Source organism: Chryseobacterium sp. NFX27 (assembly GCF_049887855.1).
GTDB lineage: Bacteria > Bacteroidota > Bacteroidia > Flavobacteriales > Weeksellaceae > Chryseobacterium.
Map to the genome: position 1 here is coordinate 287,046 of NZ_JAGEKK010000002.1, position 15,167 is coordinate 302,212.

A 15,167-nucleotide genomic window follows, 5' to 3' on the forward strand; every position below is an offset into this window, starting at 1 on the left:
TATTTGACCAAAACAAAAAAAGCAGGAGCTTAGAAACTCCTGCCCCAATACTATTGATTAGCTAAATTCTCTTCTTTATCAAAAGCTTTTGCTGCTTCTTTTGCTGCTTCTACCATCGCAATCAATGCCTTTTCAGTTTCATCCCAATGGCGGGTTTTCAATCCACAGTCAGGGTTTACCCAAAGCTGCTGAGCGGGAATAACAGCTTGTGCTTTTTTCAGCAATTCAACCATTTCTTCTTTTGACGGAACTCTCGGCGAATGAATATCGTAAACGCCCGGACCTATCTCATTCGGATATTTGAAATCTGCAAAAGCATTCAGCAGTTCCATCTGGCTTCTGGAACATTCTATCGTAATTACATCGGCGTCCATATCGGCAATATTCTGGATGATGTCATTGAATTCAGAATAACACATATGCGTATGGATCTGCGTTGCATCTTCAACACCGCTTGCTGAAATTCTAAAGGCCTCAACCGCCCATTTCAGATAATTTTGCCAGTCAGATGTTCTCAGCGGAAGGCCTTCTCGAATCGCCGGCTCATCAATCTGAATAATTCTGATTCCTGCTTTTTCCAAATCATTTACCTCATCACGAATGGCCAGTGCAATCTGTTTACAAGTCAAAGAACGGGGCTGGTCGTCACGCACGAAAGACCATTGAAGAATCGTCACAGGACCTGTAAGCATTCCTTTTACCCATTTTTGAGTTAAAGACTGAGCATATTGGGACCAGTAAACAGTCATCGGCTGCGGTCGGTGCACATCACCATAGATCACCGGAGGCTTTACACAGCGGCTTCCGTAGCTCTGCACCCATCCGTTTTGGGTAAAAGCAAACCCTGAAAGCTGTTCCCCGAAATATTCCACCATATCATTACGCTCAAATTCTCCGTGAACTAAAACATCAATGCCGATTTCTTCCTGCCAGCGGATCGTTCTTTCTGTCTCTTTCTTAAGAAGATCATCATATTGCCCGGCAGTCAGTTCACCTTTTTTAAATTTTGATCTCCATGCTCTTACTTCCTTAGTTTGAGGAAAAGAGCCGATAGTTGTTGTTGGAAAGAGAGGAAGCTGCAAAACTTTTTGCTGTTCCTCTTTCCTTATGCTGAATGGACTGTTTCTCCTGGCATCATCTACAGTTGTTACATCTACGCGGTCTTTTACTTCCTGGTTATGGATCAACGCTGAGATTTTGCGGGTGTCAATTGCTTTTTTATTTTCGGCATACTGCTGTAAAGCCTGATAATCTGCTTTTCCGGATGCCAGCTTTTTCAAGGCAACAACTTCATCAACTTTTTGTTTGGCAAAAGCCATCCACTGCTTAATTTCAGGAGATAATGTCTTTTCATTGGTCTCAAGATCCAAGTCAAAAGGTGAGTGGAGGAGTGAACAGGAAGGGGCTATAAAAACTCTTTCTGAACCAATTGCATGTACTGCTTTTTCGATGAAGCTTAAAGATCTTTCAAAATCATTTTTCCAGATGTTTCTTCCGTCTACAATACCTAAGGATAAGCTTAAAGTTTGTGGAATGGTATTTAAAACCTCATCCAGCTGTTCAGGACAGCGTACAAGATCAATATGCAGAACATCCGCAGGAAGTGAAGCCGCCAATGAAAGATTGTCTTTTAAACCTTCAAAATAAGTAGCAAGAATAAAGATAAGATCCGGGAACTGTTTTCTGATTTCAGCATAAGCAGACTGGTAGATTTCTTTTGCTTTTCCGGTGAGATCCAGGCCTAAAAACGGTTCGTCAAACTGAATCCAGGTGGCTCCGTGGTTTTCCAGCTCTTTTAAAATCTCAATGTATACCGGAAGCAGGTTTTCTATCAGATCGAGCTTGTCAAAACCTTCTTCTTTTTCTTTTCCAAGAAGAAGATAGGTAAGAGGACCTAAGATCACAGGCTTGGCATTTATTCCGGCTTCTTTTGCACTGATGAATTCACTGATGATCTTTTTGGAGAATAATCCGAACTGTTGGTTCTTCTGAAATTCAGGAACAATGTAATGGTAATTGGTGTCAAACCATTTTGTCATTTCCATGGCGGTAATGTCGAGACCGTCTTTCTGATAGCCTCTTGCCATTGCAAAATACAGATCAAGTTCGGAACCGGAGGCTCTTGAAGCAATCTCTTTGTAGCGCTCCGGAATGGCCCCGACAGTCAGAGTCATATCCAGAACCTGATCATAATAAGAAAAATCGTTGCAGGGAATAAGATCGATTCCTGCTTCCTGCTGAATTTTCCAGTTTTGAAGGCTGATGTTTTTCCCGGTTGCCAGGAGTTCATTTAGTGTTGCTTTGCCTGACCAATACTGTTCGCAGGCTTTTTTGAGTTCTCTGTTGCTACCAATACGCGGATAGCCAAGTAGGTGTGTTTGCATTTTTCTTTTTAACTTTTAATTAAATAATAATGTAAAGTTCTTAGAGATGCTTCACAATGCCGCCGAAGAAAGTGATTTTTAGAAATAGAAGAGATACAATTAGGACGTAATTTTTCTTCAAATAAGAGAGTTGGCTTAAATATTTATTTTTTGACGCAAAGTTTTACTTCAACATACTTTATATTCTAAGAGGACAAAGACTTAATCAATACATTGAATTGCTGAAGCGGAAGTTTTACCCATAAGCTTCATCAGTGACAAAGTTGCAGTTCTTTGCTCCTTAAAATAAGAAGTCATCATAAAAAAATCTTTGCGTTTAAAATCAAATCAATTTAAATTTTAAACCCAATACGTTCAAAGTATCATCTGTATGACTTAAAAGCTTCAGTCCGCGAAAGCATTGTCAATTCAGAACAGGCAGGTCTCCTGGCTTGTAACGGTTTTATCATCCTTCCCGCTGTTGCAGTGGATATTCCCTGATAAAAACTTTTGATGTGTTACTTACAGTTGCGCGACAGCTCGTGATTCTCACACGATTCCCTATTAATCTACGTTATGTAAAACCTCTTCTGTTTGATGAAGGATGTTAAAGAACAAAATCTGTATCAAAGGTATTGATTAAAGTGAATTGATTGGCTTGGCATTATAAATTCAGAATATAATTTGGTTTAATACCGGTTTTGAAGTTGAAAATTCTGTAAATTTGAAAAACATAACCTCAAAAAGAATATTATTCTGTGGAAAGACTTGACGATAGGGATCTTCAATTGCTCAGGATCCTGCAAAAGAATGCTAAACTGACTGTAAAAGAGATTGCAAAAGAAGTAAATCTTTCTCCTTCACCTGTTTTTGAACGGATGAAAAGACTGGAGCAGGAGGGATATATCAAGCATTATGCAGCGGTTCTTGAAGCAGAAAAACTGAACCGGGGATTTACTGTTTTTTGCCAGATTAAACTTAAAATTCATGACCGTTCCGTAGGAAATCAGTTTGTGGAAGATATTCTACAGATTGATGAAATTGCCGAATGCTATAATATTTCAGGAGATTTCGATTTTCTCCTTAAAGTTCAGGTAAGAGACATGAAACATTACCAGGATTTTGTATTCAATAAGCTGGGTTCATTAGACTCCATCGGAAGTGCACATAGTACTTTTGTGATGGCCGAGGTTAAAAATATTCATGGGGTAAGTATTTAAAAACAAAATCAGCACCCGAAAACGAATGCTGATTTTAAATCATTCAATTTTTCAATCTTTATATAAATTCAATTGTTCCATTTCCACCACTGCATTTTTTTGATATTCTTCTGTCAGATTAAATATTTTTCCCAATTTCTGGGAAGCGCTGATAAAACTGATAAACGTGCAGAGCTCCGAAATTTCTTTTTCGGAAAAGAATTCTCTCAACATGCTGAAATGATTTTTGAGTATGGAACGGTGATCTTTATAGAACAGCTCTGCGAAGCTTACCGCCACAGAAATTTTAAGATCTGACTGGTTGAAATCGGGTCTTCCGCCTTTTACCATACAGTATTCACAGCCATTGCCAAATGCAAGTGTTCTTCGAACCTGTTCCAGCAGGTCAGGGTCTAAACTTGTATTTTTAAAGAAAGTCTCTTCAAGTCTGTTCCAGTGGTGTAATATTTCTGGGTTGTGGCCGATAAGTTTTTCAAATGGTGTACTTCCATGGTCTGAAAATTCGATTGTTGTCATTTTTTTATGACAAATTTCTGTGTATTGTGTATAAATTTAAAATGAATTTAAGGGTAAAATTTTATAATTTTGATTGTTTCTACGGATTTAAATAAGAAATACAATGAAAATAGTTTTAGACGAATTTGATCATAAAATTTTGAAGTTGCTGACTGAAAATTCCAGGTTGAGTTATGCCGAAATAGGCCGCAAAATTTCCCTTTCTCAGTCTGCCACAAAAGAGAGGGTGCAGAACCTTACCGACACCGGTGTTATCAAAAGTTTTACAGTAGATATTGATTATGGCCTTCTCGGATACAGCCTGAAAGTTATTATTCATCTGAAGTTTAAAAATGATGAGTTTAAAATATTTATCGATCACCTGAAAATGTTTCCGGAGATCATCAGCTGTAAAAGGATCACAGGTGAATACTGCCTCATTGCTGAGTGTGTTTTAAAAGACAGTTCCCACCTCGAAAATATTATTGACAGGCTGATAAAATTTGGAATTCCTTCTACATCGGTTCAGCTGTCTGAAATAAAAGCGAACCATTTTCTGTCCTAAAAACCATTGCAGAAAGAGCCAATGAAAGTGTAAATACTAATTTTTTCATATTTTATTGTAGGCTTTATTCGGAAATATTCTGATCCTGAGTTTAATTTAGAGATCTTATGATGTTTTTAAATTTTAAAATAATAGTTTTGGTATAAATTAATATCTATGGATTCGGGCTTTGTTTTTTTTATTTTTACTTTACTGATCCTGGCTGGATTATCTTATCTGATGATGCGGTTTTTTAACCGGTGGACAGCAAAATCTCAACACAGAACAGTCTTGAATGGCTTGATCTTCGTTGTGTCCTATGCATTGTTGCTGTTTATTTCATTTATTATTTTGATCATGAACGTAAGGTTTGAGCGGTAATGTTTGACTTCTGATAATAAAATAGGCTGCCGCAAGATTGAAAATCAGGGAAACCCAGACATTCAGTCCGTAAAACAGCTCATAGTCATGCCGGCTTTCCTGATAGAACAGATTTTTTATGATCCTGAAAGTGATAGCGGTGGTAGTAACTGCATAACTTAGGATCATCCATTTTTTGTGCTCTGCAATATTTCCCTTTTTAATAAAGAGAACGGCAGCAGTCGTAAAATAAGCCCACAGAACATCCTGAAGCATAAATCCTGTAATTCCGATGACTCCGCCATTTGAAAATAATCCCAAGACAAAACACGCCGGAACATTGATGGTCAGAATATTGTAAACATAAATTTTCCCTATCCATCTGTGAAGTGCTTTGTTTTCACTTAAAAAACGGTTTGAAAACTGAGTGAGTCCAGCCAACAAACAAAGCGTGACTGAAAAAATGTGAATATAAAAAAATGTCATCCAATACGGATTGCTGACCACCTTCTGTTTAAACAAGAGAAAGCCAGCATTTTTATCAAAACCGGTATATTGAGAGATCGTTTTCAGCATCAGAATACTGAAAATCAGAATAGCTGCGGCAGCGAGTATCCTGATGATCTTAATTGTCATCCTATTTGAGATAGTTTAATGATCGATGATCACAGATATATTTCATATCGTTGTTTTTGAGTGTGCCATCCTCGTTTCCAAGCCGGAACAAGGTTAGAGGTGATCCTGTCGTCTGATTTCTATACGATACTTTTAATGCGCAAATACTGCAGTAACATGATGGTTTTGGCATCCATTATTTCTCCACGGTCTATCATAGCAAGAGCATCATTAAAAGAAAGTTCTAAAACTTCAATATTTTCACCTTCCTCTTCAAGTCCGCCGCCGTTTGCGATCTTCATTTCCGGAGAATATTCAGCGATAAAAAAATGCAGGATTTCCGTCACGGAACCGGGAGACATATAGGCCTCGAATACTTTTTCTACTTTTGAGATTTTATAGCCTGTTTCCTCTTCTGTTTCTCTTTTTATACAGTCTTCGGGGTTATCATTGTCCAAAAGGCCTGCGCATGCTTCAATAAGCATCCCTGTGGTATTTCCATTGATGAAAGTAGGAAGCCTGAACTGCCTGGTTAAGATCACAGTACCTGAAATCTTATTATAAAGCAGGATAACCGCTCCGTTTCCTCTGTCGTAAGCTTCTCTGCTTTGGGTTTCTGTTGTTCCGTCTTTTTTTGCAATGGTATAGGTCACTTTCTTTAAAGTATACCAGTTATCGGATAAAATTTCTGTTTTAAGAATACTAATGTCTGGATTCTGCATTGGACTTGCTTCTATATTATATTAAGTGATAATGCCTGACTGGCCTCATTATATGAAATGCTAAATTAATATTTCTTTTCCAACAGACATTTAAAAATACCTTAAATCTATACGATTTAAAAATGAATCATGCTATAGCGTCTATGCTTCCAGATGTTTTCTTAAATAAACAGAAGTTTCAGAGTGCTGTGCCGATAATAAATCTTTCACGGTTCCCTCGAATACAATAGTACCACCCCATTTTCCGGCTCCGGGGCCGATATCGATGATCCAGTCTGCCTGAGCTATGATATCCAGGTTATGTTCAATAACGATGAGGGTATTTCCATTATTTACCAGTTCATCAAAGAAAGAAAGCAGCTTTTCATTATCAATAGGGTGGAGGCCTGTGCTGGGTTCATCCAAAACAATAATCTTATCTGTACGGTTCAGCTCTTTGGTGAGTTTTAAACGTTGTCTTTCACCTCCGGAGAAGCTGTCCAGCCGCTGTCCCAGAGTCAGATAATCCAGTCCTAATTTAACCAGCAGGCTGAGTTCATGTTCAAATCCTGGCCCGGGAAAAAACTGCAGGGCTTCCAGAACTGTCATATTCATGATATCAGCGATATTTTTTTCCTGGTATTGATATTGTAAAACTTCAGGCTTATATCCTGACCCATGACAGACTTCACAAGGCTGTTCAATATCATCCATAAAAGCAATATCTATTTTTTCCACGCCCAGCCCTCTGCAATTGGAGCAGGCACCTTCACCGTTCCGGCTGAAAAGTTTTTCAGAGACATTATTGGCACTGGAGAAAAGTTTTCTGACAGTATCTGAAAGATTGAGATACGTCAACAGATTTGAGCGGATACTGGCTGTAAAAACTGATTGGTCTACTACGGTTACCGGATAGAATAAGGGTAAAACTTTATTAATTAAAGTGCTTTTTCCAGATCCCGCCACACCGGTCACCACATTCATTATGCCTGTAGGTATTTTTACACTGACATTTTTTAAGTTATGAAGATGAGCATTCTTTATTTCCAGATAGCCTTTTGCTGATCTCGGGGCTTTATTATAGCTGCGTTTCTTATTGAAATAGCTGGCTGTCTTACCTTCCGCATTTTTTAAATGATTAAAACTTCCCTGATACATAATTTCACCGCCGTTTTTCCCTGAATCAGGTCCCATATCAACAATAAGATCTGCTATTTTGATGAGATCCGTGTCATGTTCAACAATTAAGACGGTATTGCCTTTATCTCTTATTTTTTTGATGATATCTACAATATGGTCAATATCTTTAGGATGAAGGCCTATACTGGGTTCATCAAAAATATACAACAGATCTACAAGGCTGTTTCCCAGCTGTTTTACCATTTTTATCCGTTGGGATTCCCCTCCGGATAGGGTGTCAGTTTGCCTGTCCAGAGTGAGATACTGTAAACCGATATCAATAAGATTCTGAAGCTTTTTTGTCAATTCATTAATTACAGAAGCGTACATTTCAGATGATAAGCTCTGAATAAAAATGAGAAGTTCGTCAATGGATAGGGATGTACAGTCTGCAATGTTTTTCCCTTCAATTTTACAGGACAGAACCTTTGCATTGAGCCTTTTTCCCTGACAGAGCGGACATGGTTTGGTAATGATGACCTTTTTTAAAGTGTCTTTTCGGGTAATATTTTCCTTAGAATCCTTTTTCAGAAATGAGCTTTCAATTCGGGGAATCACGCCTTTATACCGGACTGTTTTTCCCCATTCTTTGGCAGGATTTTTGGGAATATGTTCTTTGGCATTCAGTAACATTTCCCATTCTTTTTCTGTGAAATCCTTAAGCTTTTTGTCATTGTCAAAATACCCGGAATAAATATAACGTGTCAGCCGCCATCCTCCTGGCTGAAAAGTGGGAAACTGTATGGCACCTTCATTCAGTGATTTGTTTTTGTCAAAAAGAGTTTCTGTATTCACGGTCTGTACATAGCCCAAACCCTCACATTCGGGACACATCCCCTGAGGATTGTTGAATGAAAATACATTGGAATATCCCACAAATGGTTTTCCTATCCTGGAAAACAGAAGCCGGAGAGAAGCATATATATCCGTTGCCGTTCCTACTGTTGAGCGTGCATTTCCTCCCAGCCTCTTTTGATTGATAATAAAAGGGACATTAAGATTTTCGATTTTTTCAACATTCGGAACTCCAAAATGCTGTAGACGGTTTCTTATAAAACTGTTTTGTGTCTCATTAATCTGGCGTTGAGCCTCGGCGCCTATTGTTTCGAATACCAGCGATGATTTTCCTGATCCTGAAACTCCTGTGAAGACAGTAATCTTATTTTTGGGAATGCGTAATGAAATATTCTTCAGATTATTCTGTCTCGCGTGGGTGATAATGATTTCTTTCATGATAATTTCATTAACTTTGTTAATAGTTAACTAAGTTAAGTATTTTCATGGGAATAGAAAAGGATCAATTTTTTAATACTTTTACTGATCTTCAGTGTTTTATATTGGCTAATATGAACAAGGGAAACATCAGTGGTGTTACGGCAACGCATTACAATATTATAGAATATATATACCGGAAGCATCAGGTTACCGGAAAACAGATTGCTGCAGCATTTAAGGTCAGCCAGCCAGCTATATCGAAACAGATCAAATTTCTGATCAGTAATCACCTTGTTGAACAGAAGCAAAGTGTTTCCGACAGAAGAATATTCAATCTTTCTGCTACAGAAAAGGGTAAGTTTCTGATCAATAATTCTGAAGATTTCCGGAAAACAGTAGCAGATCAGGCTTCAGCTATCTTAAACAAAACAGAATTGGATACATTAACAGCTTTACTTAATAAAATTTTGGAAAGTATCCAGGTCTGAGCATAGTTTACCGAGATAATTAACATCTGCTTTTATTTTTACTTTTCTTTCATCAGAAGATCTTCCAAAGCGTTCTTCAGGTCAGGAAATTTAAACTGGAATCCTGTATCCTGTATCTTTTGTGAAGAAGCTCTTGAACCTTCCAGTAAAGCATCTGCAAGCTCTCCAAAGATCAGTTTTAAAACAAATGCGGGTACATGAGGCATAAACAGAGGTTTTTTCAGGACTTCAGCTATTTTTTTTGTTAAATTTTCGTTGGTCGTGTGCTGGGGGGAAACCGCGTTGTAAGCTCCATCCATATCTGAGTTTCTCAGAGCTGCCATATAGACAGTGCAGATATCATCAATATGAACCCACGGCATATATTGTTTTCCGCTTCCTAAAGCAGACCCGATGCCGTACTTTATCGTAGGAACTATTTTCTTCAGCGCTCCGTCTTCTTTGGAAAGAACAACGGCTGTCCGTATTTTAACCACTCTTTCCGCCAGATTTTGTTCTTTAAAGTCATCTGCCGATCTTTCCCATAAAACAACAACTTCGCTCAGAAAATCATTTCCGGGAGGATCTTTTTCAGTATAAATTTTTTCTGTTGTTACCGTTCCGTAATAATTGATCCCTGAAGCCGAAATAAAAGATTTAAGTTTTATCTTTTTCTTTTTTACAGTTTTTAAAAGAAGTCCTGCAGAATCTACCCGGCTGGATATCAGCTCCCGCTTTCTTTCCTTGGTCCATCGTTTTTCTGAAATGTTGGCGCCGGCGAGATGAATAATATGGGAAACACTTTCAAGAGCAGATTCATCCATTGTTCCGTTTTTGATATCCCATTCAAATTCATTGTCATGTTTTTTCTTTCGCGTCAGGAATCGTACGGTGTATTCATTTTCTATCTTTTTTGAGAGTTCCCGTGCGATCATTCCGCTGGCACCGGTGATAAGGACAATTTCTTTCATAATTGAATATTTAAGGTGGGAAATTATCTCTGACTCTTGACGATCAGGACAAAATCATCTTCCAGAAGTTTATAGCCGTAATCATAAATAAACCTGTATTCAGATCCGTTCTTATAGACTTTCAGATTGGTAAAATAATCGAAATCAAAACCCAAGCCATCCATCCTTGATTTTGCAATTTTCGCTTTGCCATCTGTATTCAGTTCCATAAGGATACGGTAATTTCTGCGGAGCTTATTATTCACATTCCGCATCAGATTGGTAGAATCTTTATTCTGCTTATTATTGTAGGCATTCCGGCAGGCATCATTGCAGAATTTTTTATCAGACCTCCCGATAATTTTTTCGCCACATTCAAGACAGTTCATACTTTTATTTTTTCATTTTGTGTGGATGTTCATGTTTTTTTCTTAATAACCGTTTAAACCTTGTATGAGAAGGGTAACTTCTGTTGGAAGTTATATTGTTGAATAGAAGGGCTGCCAGTAACAGAATGATACAGCCTGATAAAACAGGAGAAAGTACATACCAGTATCCAAGTTCCGGAATTTTTCCTGTAGAACTCACTGCAATCAGCGCGGTTGCTCCTCCGGGAGGGTGAAGGGTTTTGGTATACTGCATCAGTACAATGGAAAAAGCTACAGCTAAAGGTGCGGAAAGCCAGATGATATCCGGAACGAGCTTATAAACGGTAACTCCAACAAGGGCTGAAATAACATGTCCGCCCACCAAATTTCTGGGCTGTGCAAGTGGGCTTTGAATAGCACCATAGATTAGCACACTTGATGCCCCAAATGAACCGATGAGGAAGATGTTTTCTGTGGCAGCTAAAGTATGAGACTGAATAAATGCAATAATTCCGATCCCGACAAATGCCCCTAAAAAGGACCAGAAGTGCTCTTTATAGTCAACCAGCGTCTCTTTATAAATCACATATTTTGAAACCCTGAACGTTCTTTTTATGGTCTTCTTCATTAATCTTCTTTATTTTTTATTATCTGAATTAAATTTTTAACAAAAGGTTTTGTGTAAGTTCCGTTTTCATCATAATCTGGATCAAGAATTGTGATCTCTATTCCAAAGCATAAGGGAGAATGGATCAGTGGCTTCAGAATCTCTTTGAGATTTTCATAATCGATTCCTTCTTCCATTCTGCTGTCTACGGCAGGCATCAGTTCATCTTTCAGGACGTCAACATCAAAGTGAATAAAAAATCCGTCCAGACCTTTTCTTTCCACCATGTGTAAAAAATCTTCAGCTGTTTTTCTAAAACCGTTCATCCTCAGCTTTTCTACATCAAAATACCGGATGTCAGAATTAACGATCTGGTCCACGTATTCTTCATCATCAGTTTCTGCATTTCCTGCACAGAAGATATTTTCTTCTGAAAAATAAGGCTTAAGTCCTTGAATATTGGTTAGTTTTTCATGTCCGGTTCCCGTAATAATAGCGAGATCCATTCCTGCAGCTGCTGCGGTTTCGGAAAGATGAGCCGGAATAAAATCAGTATGTCCGTCCAGATAGAAAAGCCCGAAATTTCCAAGTTTCCGTAAAGCAAAAGATGTTCCTATCAGAATGCTGCAGTCACCTCCAAGCATAATGCTGAAAGTATTTTCCTGATGATTATTCAGAATAAGAGCGGCCTGTTTCTGAGCGTAAGCAATAATAGCATCAGCATTTAGAACACCAGACTCCTGATCTGGTTCTATAGAGTAGTCCGGAGCTTCTAGTCTGAAAATATTGACAGGATTAATTTCTTTATGAAAGTTAAATTTTCTGAGCCATTCCGGAAGCTTCCTGACGCCGGGTTCAGTTTCATGTTGTTTTTTCTTCAGTCCCAGATTGAGAGGAAACTCAAAAATATTGATGTTCCTTTTCATAAATGATGTTTCCCCAAAGATACGGAATTATCCATTTGCAAACGGATAAAACTGAGCAGGAAAGTATTTTTAATGACTCTTTGGGAGTAGACTTAATGGGAAAAGGCATAAGAAAGAATAGAACTGTTTTATAATTTTATACGGCAGAAGATGTACATAATTTTTTATCTGTTGATTAATAAAGAAAAGCTTATTTTTTTAACTAAAGAATAAAATCAGACTGTATCAAAAACTTTTCAAAGAAATATCCGACAACAAACGAATACAAATGAATTTAAATAGTTTATAACCGACTATGATGCTTCGATGTAACAATCTTTGCAACAGAGATTTGAGAAGGCAGTGAACGTCTCTTATCTGAATTATTAATCTAAAATTTTAAAAGTTATGTCACTAAGAAACAAAGTAACATTAATTGGTTACACAGGTAAAGAAGTTGAAACAGTAAACTTCGACAATGGAAATGTAAAAGCAAGTGTGTCATTAGCCACCAGTGATCATTACACCAATGCAAAAGGTGAAAAAGTAGAAGAAACACAATGGCATAATTTGATTGCTTATGGAAAAACAGCGGAAATCCTTCAGAAGTATGTACCCAAAGGAAAGGAAATTGCGATTGAGGGGAAACTTACCTACAGATCGTATGATGACAAAGACGGCATTAAACGTTATATCACAGAGATCAGAATCGATGAGATCCTGCTTTTAGGAGGCAAATAATTCTAAAAACACAAATGATGAACGTAAAAGTTTTTAAAATCAGACTTTCCAAAGAATTTCTCCATAGAGATCAAAAAATGCTCGATGATTTTCTTGAAGTGAACGAAATTATAAAAGTGGAAACAGCTTTTATAAATGATGAATGTTACTGGTCCGTAATCCTGTATTTTGAGGAGCTGAAAACGACTAAAAATACAGTGAAAGAATCAAAGGCTGTAAAGTACTCTGCAGATAATGATGTTCTAAACTCCGATGAAGAGAAAATTTTAGATGCCCTGAAATACTGGAGATCAGAGAAGGCGAAAGAACAGAATCTCCCCACTTATTTTATCGCGAGCAATAAAGAACTGATGTCTGTGGCTAAATATAAGCCTGTGAAAAAAGAAGAACTGCTTGAGATCAAGGGTTTCGGAAAACATAAGATTGAAAACTATGGTGAAGAGATCCTGGAGATTCTTGAAAGCGTCTGATTTTTCGGATGAGTAATGGTAATGCATCGAGAGCTGGGGAATAATTTTCCTCAGCTTTTTTATCTGCGGAAAGTCCTTTGAATTACTTATTTTTGCACTGCTTATTCATTTAGTCCAAACTTAAAAGTAGTTTTTAAATATTTTGTGTGTAAAATTTGATAGATTACCCATAAAAATAGGTAAAGAATGAAAATCACTGATTTTCAAAAAAAACTTAAGTGTTCTTTATGAACCATTTTTATAATAAACTTCAATGCAACTTAAGTGTTTATCTTTTGTGGTTCGGAATGTTTGGATAAGTTAAAGCATGTTTAATATTAATATCATTTATCAATTATAAAATGAAGCCAAGTTTAGCAAAAGGAACGAGAGATTTTACAGCACAGGAAGTTTCAAGAAGAAAATATATTATCAATATTTTACAGAATAATTTTGAATTGTTCGGTTTTCAGCCGTTAGAAACCCCAAGCTTTGAAAATCTTTCTACATTAACGGGGAAATATGGAGAAGAAGGTGACCGACTGATTTTTAAGATTTTGAATTCAGGAGAGTACGCTTCAAAAGTGAATCAGGAAGACTGGGATAATAAAAATCATCAGAAGCTTATTTCTCAGATTTCAGATAAAGCACTCCGTTATGACCTTACCGTACCTTTTGCAAGATTCGTGGCAATGAATCATGGTAAGCTGACATTTCCTTACAAACGTTACCAGATTCAGCCAGTATGGAGAGCAGACCGTCCACAGAAGGGGAGGTTCAGAGAATTTTACCAGTGTGATGCCGATGTGGTAGGAAGCGAAAGCCTATTACAGGAAGTGGATTTGGTTCAGCTATATCTGAAATCATTTTCCGATCTGAGAATTCCTGTTACTATCCATATGAATAACAGAAAAATCCTTTCCGGCCTGGCAGAATATGCAGGTATTACGGAGAAGCTGATTGAATTTACTGTAGCTCTTGATAAACTTGACAAAATAGGAAAGGAAGGAGTCGTTAAAGAATTACTGGAAAGAGAAATTTCTCAGGAATCTATTGATAAGCTGGAATTCTTATTTAATCAGTCAGATGATGCACTGGAAAATCTTCTTCAGTTAAAAGAGAAATTTGCTGACAGTGAAATTGGATTGAAAGGAGTGGAAGAGCTGGAATTTGTTCTTACGCAATCTCTGAATCTTGGGGTAGATATGAAGAATCTTGTATTCAATATCACGCTGGCCAGAGGTTTAGATTATTATACCGGAGCTATTTTTGAAGTAAAAGCGGATGAGGTGGCAATGGGATCCATTGGCGGTGGCGGTAGATATGACAATCTTACAGAGGTTTTCGGAGTTAAAAATATTCCGGGAATCGGGATCTCATTTGGTTTGGACAGGGTTTATCTGGTCATGGAGGAGCTTAATCTTTTCCCTGAAGAAGCTTCCATGAAGGTAGAATATCTGTTTGCTAACTTCGGAGGAGAAGAAACAGTAGAAGCTTTAAAACTGATCATGCAGCTGAGAGCAAAAGGAATTTCCGCTGAGCTGTACCCGGAAAATGCAAAGCTGAACAAACAGTTTACGTACGCTGAAAAGAAAGGAATTAAAAACCTTGTTTTCTTAGGCGAAGAAGAGATTAAAAACGGAACGGTTACTTTTAAAGATCTTGCTGCCGGAGAACAGAAAACGGTTTCTCTGGAAGAATTTTTAGGGTAATATTCTGGAAAATATAAAATTAAAAAGCATTATCAGACGATAATGCTTTTTGCATTAACTAATATTAACCTGAGTTCAGGATAAAGATTAAACGGTAATGATAAACATTCAGTTATTTTTTTATATATACAAAGCGGTTCACTTATTGGTAAGCACTACAAAGGGAAGTATATTGCGTTACTTTACTGAATAAAATGCCTTTGTGATAAGAAGACAATTGCTTATAAATGTTTAGAATAAAATAACAGACTTTCCGTATTTTAGAAAAAAATTAAA

At 37.4% G+C, this 15,167-nt stretch carries 15 protein-coding genes and 1 riboswitch; of the genes, 6 read left to right on the forward strand and 9 right to left on the reverse strand.

Annotation, left to right across the window (positions count from 1 at the left end):
• Nucleotides 1–50 precede the first annotated feature (50 nt).
• On the reverse strand, nucleotides 51–2,384 hold the full coding sequence (metE, locus tag J4Q03_RS03900) for a 5-methyltetrahydropteroyltriglutamate--homocysteine S-methyltransferase (protein WP_426046897.1): 2,334 nt from the start codon (nucleotides 2,382–2,384) through the stop codon (nucleotides 51–53).
• Nucleotides 2,385–2,783: 399 nt separating this feature from the next.
• Nucleotides 2,784–2,967, reverse strand: a riboswitch (cobalamin riboswitch).
• 154 nt (nucleotides 2,968–3,121) lie between these two features.
• Between metE and J4Q03_RS03905 the strand changes: the two genes are divergently transcribed.
• Entirely contained in the window at nucleotides 3,122–3,583 is a 462-nt protein-coding gene (locus J4Q03_RS03905; RefSeq protein WP_116013801.1) for an Lrp/AsnC family transcriptional regulator, read from the forward strand.
• A 51-nt stretch (nucleotides 3,584–3,634) separates the two neighbouring features.
• Here the strand turns inward: J4Q03_RS03905 and J4Q03_RS03910 are convergent, their stop codons facing one another.
• The gene (locus J4Q03_RS03910; RefSeq protein ID WP_426046898.1) at nucleotides 3,635–4,099 is read right to left on the reverse strand and encodes a carboxymuconolactone decarboxylase family protein; all 465 of its coding nucleotides are present in this window, start codon (nucleotides 4,097–4,099) and stop codon (nucleotides 3,635–3,637) included.
• Nucleotides 4,100–4,202: 103 nt separating this feature from the next.
• On the opposite strand from J4Q03_RS03910, the gene J4Q03_RS03915 reads away from it, so the two are divergent.
• On the forward strand, nucleotides 4,203–4,643 hold the full coding sequence (locus J4Q03_RS03915; RefSeq protein WP_426046899.1) for an Lrp/AsnC family transcriptional regulator: 441 nt from the start codon (nucleotides 4,203–4,205) through the stop codon (nucleotides 4,641–4,643).
• A 318-nt stretch (nucleotides 4,644–4,961) separates the two neighbouring features.
• Here J4Q03_RS03915 and J4Q03_RS03920 read toward each other — a convergent pair whose 3' ends face one another.
• From J4Q03_RS03920 to J4Q03_RS03930, 3 genes are all read right to left on the reverse strand, one after another.
• The gene (locus tag J4Q03_RS03920) at nucleotides 4,962–5,618 is read right to left on the reverse strand and encodes a DUF2306 domain-containing protein (RefSeq protein WP_426046900.1); all 657 of its coding nucleotides are present in this window, start codon (nucleotides 5,616–5,618) and stop codon (nucleotides 4,962–4,964) included.
• A gap of 119 nt (nucleotides 5,619–5,737) precedes the next feature.
• Nucleotides 5,738–6,319: a GDP-mannose pyrophosphatase NudK gene (gene nudK, locus J4Q03_RS03925; RefSeq protein ID WP_426046901.1), complete on the reverse strand. Its 582-nt coding sequence runs from the start codon at nucleotides 6,317–6,319 to the stop codon at nucleotides 5,738–5,740.
• A 141-nt stretch (nucleotides 6,320–6,460) separates the two neighbouring features.
• Nucleotides 6,461–8,710: an ATP-binding cassette domain-containing protein gene (locus J4Q03_RS03930; protein ID WP_426046902.1), complete on the reverse strand. Its 2,250-nt coding sequence runs from the start codon at nucleotides 8,708–8,710 to the stop codon at nucleotides 6,461–6,463.
• Between the two features lie 113 nt (nucleotides 8,711–8,823).
• On the opposite strand from J4Q03_RS03930, the gene J4Q03_RS03935 reads away from it, so the two are divergent.
• The gene (locus J4Q03_RS03935; protein WP_426046903.1) at nucleotides 8,824–9,180 is read left to right on the forward strand and encodes a MarR family winged helix-turn-helix transcriptional regulator; all 357 of its coding nucleotides are present in this window, start codon (nucleotides 8,824–8,826) and stop codon (nucleotides 9,178–9,180) included.
• A gap of 38 nt (nucleotides 9,181–9,218) precedes the next feature.
• Here the strand turns inward: J4Q03_RS03935 and J4Q03_RS03940 are convergent, their stop codons facing one another.
• From J4Q03_RS03940 to J4Q03_RS03955, 4 genes are read right to left on the reverse strand one after another with little or no spacing between them, the layout of a single operon-like run.
• A complete protein-coding gene (locus J4Q03_RS03940; RefSeq protein ID WP_426046904.1) occupies nucleotides 9,219–10,130 on the reverse strand; it encodes a TIGR01777 family oxidoreductase in 912 nt (303 codons plus the stop codon).
• A gap of 23 nt (nucleotides 10,131–10,153) precedes the next feature.
• Nucleotides 10,154–10,498, reverse strand: coding sequence for a hypothetical protein (locus J4Q03_RS03945; protein WP_426046905.1), 345 nt, complete (start codon nucleotides 10,496–10,498; stop codon nucleotides 10,154–10,156).
• A 4-nt stretch (nucleotides 10,499–10,502) separates the two neighbouring features.
• Nucleotides 10,503–11,105 carry an HPP family protein gene (locus tag J4Q03_RS03950; protein WP_426046906.1) on the reverse strand — a complete coding sequence of 201 codons (603 nt, stop codon included), beginning with the start codon at nucleotides 11,103–11,105 and terminating at the stop codon, nucleotides 10,503–10,505.
• On the reverse strand, nucleotides 11,105–12,010 hold the full coding sequence (locus J4Q03_RS03955) for an arginase family protein (protein ID WP_426046907.1): 906 nt from the start codon (nucleotides 12,008–12,010) through the stop codon (nucleotides 11,105–11,107). The genes J4Q03_RS03950 and J4Q03_RS03955 overlap by 1 nt, the downstream gene beginning before the upstream one ends.
• Nucleotides 12,011–12,397: 387 nt before the next feature.
• Between J4Q03_RS03955 and J4Q03_RS03960 the strand changes: the two genes are divergently transcribed.
• From J4Q03_RS03960 to hisS, 3 genes are all read left to right on the forward strand, one after another.
• Nucleotides 12,398–12,730, forward strand: coding sequence for a single-stranded DNA-binding protein (locus tag J4Q03_RS03960; protein ID WP_426046908.1), 333 nt, complete (start codon nucleotides 12,398–12,400; stop codon nucleotides 12,728–12,730).
• Nucleotides 12,731–12,744: 14 nt separating this feature from the next.
• Nucleotides 12,745–13,200 carry an HRDC domain-containing protein gene (locus J4Q03_RS03965; RefSeq protein ID WP_426046909.1) on the forward strand — a complete coding sequence of 152 codons (456 nt, stop codon included), beginning with the start codon at nucleotides 12,745–12,747 and terminating at the stop codon, nucleotides 13,198–13,200.
• A gap of 341 nt (nucleotides 13,201–13,541) precedes the next feature.
• Entirely contained in the window at nucleotides 13,542–14,891 is a 1,350-nt protein-coding gene (gene hisS / locus J4Q03_RS03970; protein ID WP_426046910.1) for a histidine--tRNA ligase, read from the forward strand.
• Nucleotides 14,892–15,167 lie beyond the last annotated feature (276 nt).

Excerpts from the sequence above, each read along its gene's own strand:
- metE (WP_426046897.1), bottom strand. The coding sequence starts at position 2,384 with ATGCAAACACACCTACTTGGCTATCCGCGTATTGGTAGCAACAGAGAA.
- hisS (WP_426046910.1), top strand. The coding sequence starts at position 13,542 with ATGAAGCCAAGTTTAGCAAAAGGAACGAGAGATTTTACAGCACAGGAA.
- J4Q03_RS03915 (WP_426046899.1), top strand. The coding sequence starts at position 4,203 with ATGAAAATAGTTTTAGACGAATTTGATCATAAAATTTTGAAGTTGCTG.
- J4Q03_RS03945 (WP_426046905.1), bottom strand. The coding sequence starts at position 10,498 with ATGAACTGTCTTGAATGTGGCGAAAAAATTATCGGGAGGTCTGATAAA.
- J4Q03_RS03930 (WP_426046902.1), bottom strand. The coding sequence starts at position 8,710 with ATGAAAGAAATCATTATCACCCACGCGAGACAGAATAATCTGAAGAAT.
- J4Q03_RS03920 (WP_426046900.1), bottom strand. The coding sequence starts at position 5,618 with ATGACAATTAAGATCATCAGGATACTCGCTGCCGCAGCTATTCTGATT.
- J4Q03_RS03955 (WP_426046907.1), bottom strand. The coding sequence starts at position 12,010 with ATGAAAAGGAACATCAATATTTTTGAGTTTCCTCTCAATCTGGGACTG.
- J4Q03_RS03950 (WP_426046906.1), bottom strand. The coding sequence starts at position 11,105 with ATGAAGAAGACCATAAAAAGAACGTTCAGGGTTTCAAAATATGTGATT.
- J4Q03_RS03935 (WP_426046903.1), top strand. The coding sequence starts at position 8,824 with ATGAACAAGGGAAACATCAGTGGTGTTACGGCAACGCATTACAATATT.
- J4Q03_RS03965 (WP_426046909.1), top strand. The coding sequence starts at position 12,745 with ATGATGAACGTAAAAGTTTTTAAAATCAGACTTTCCAAAGAATTTCTC.
- J4Q03_RS03960 (WP_426046908.1), top strand. The coding sequence starts at position 12,398 with ATGTCACTAAGAAACAAAGTAACATTAATTGGTTACACAGGTAAAGAA.
- J4Q03_RS03940 (WP_426046904.1), bottom strand. The coding sequence starts at position 10,130 with ATGAAAGAAATTGTCCTTATCACCGGTGCCAGCGGAATGATCGCACGG.
- J4Q03_RS03910 (WP_426046898.1), bottom strand. The coding sequence starts at position 4,099 with ATGACAACAATCGAATTTTCAGACCATGGAAGTACACCATTTGAAAAA.
- nudK (WP_426046901.1), bottom strand. The coding sequence starts at position 6,319 with ATGCAGAATCCAGACATTAGTATTCTTAAAACAGAAATTTTATCCGAT.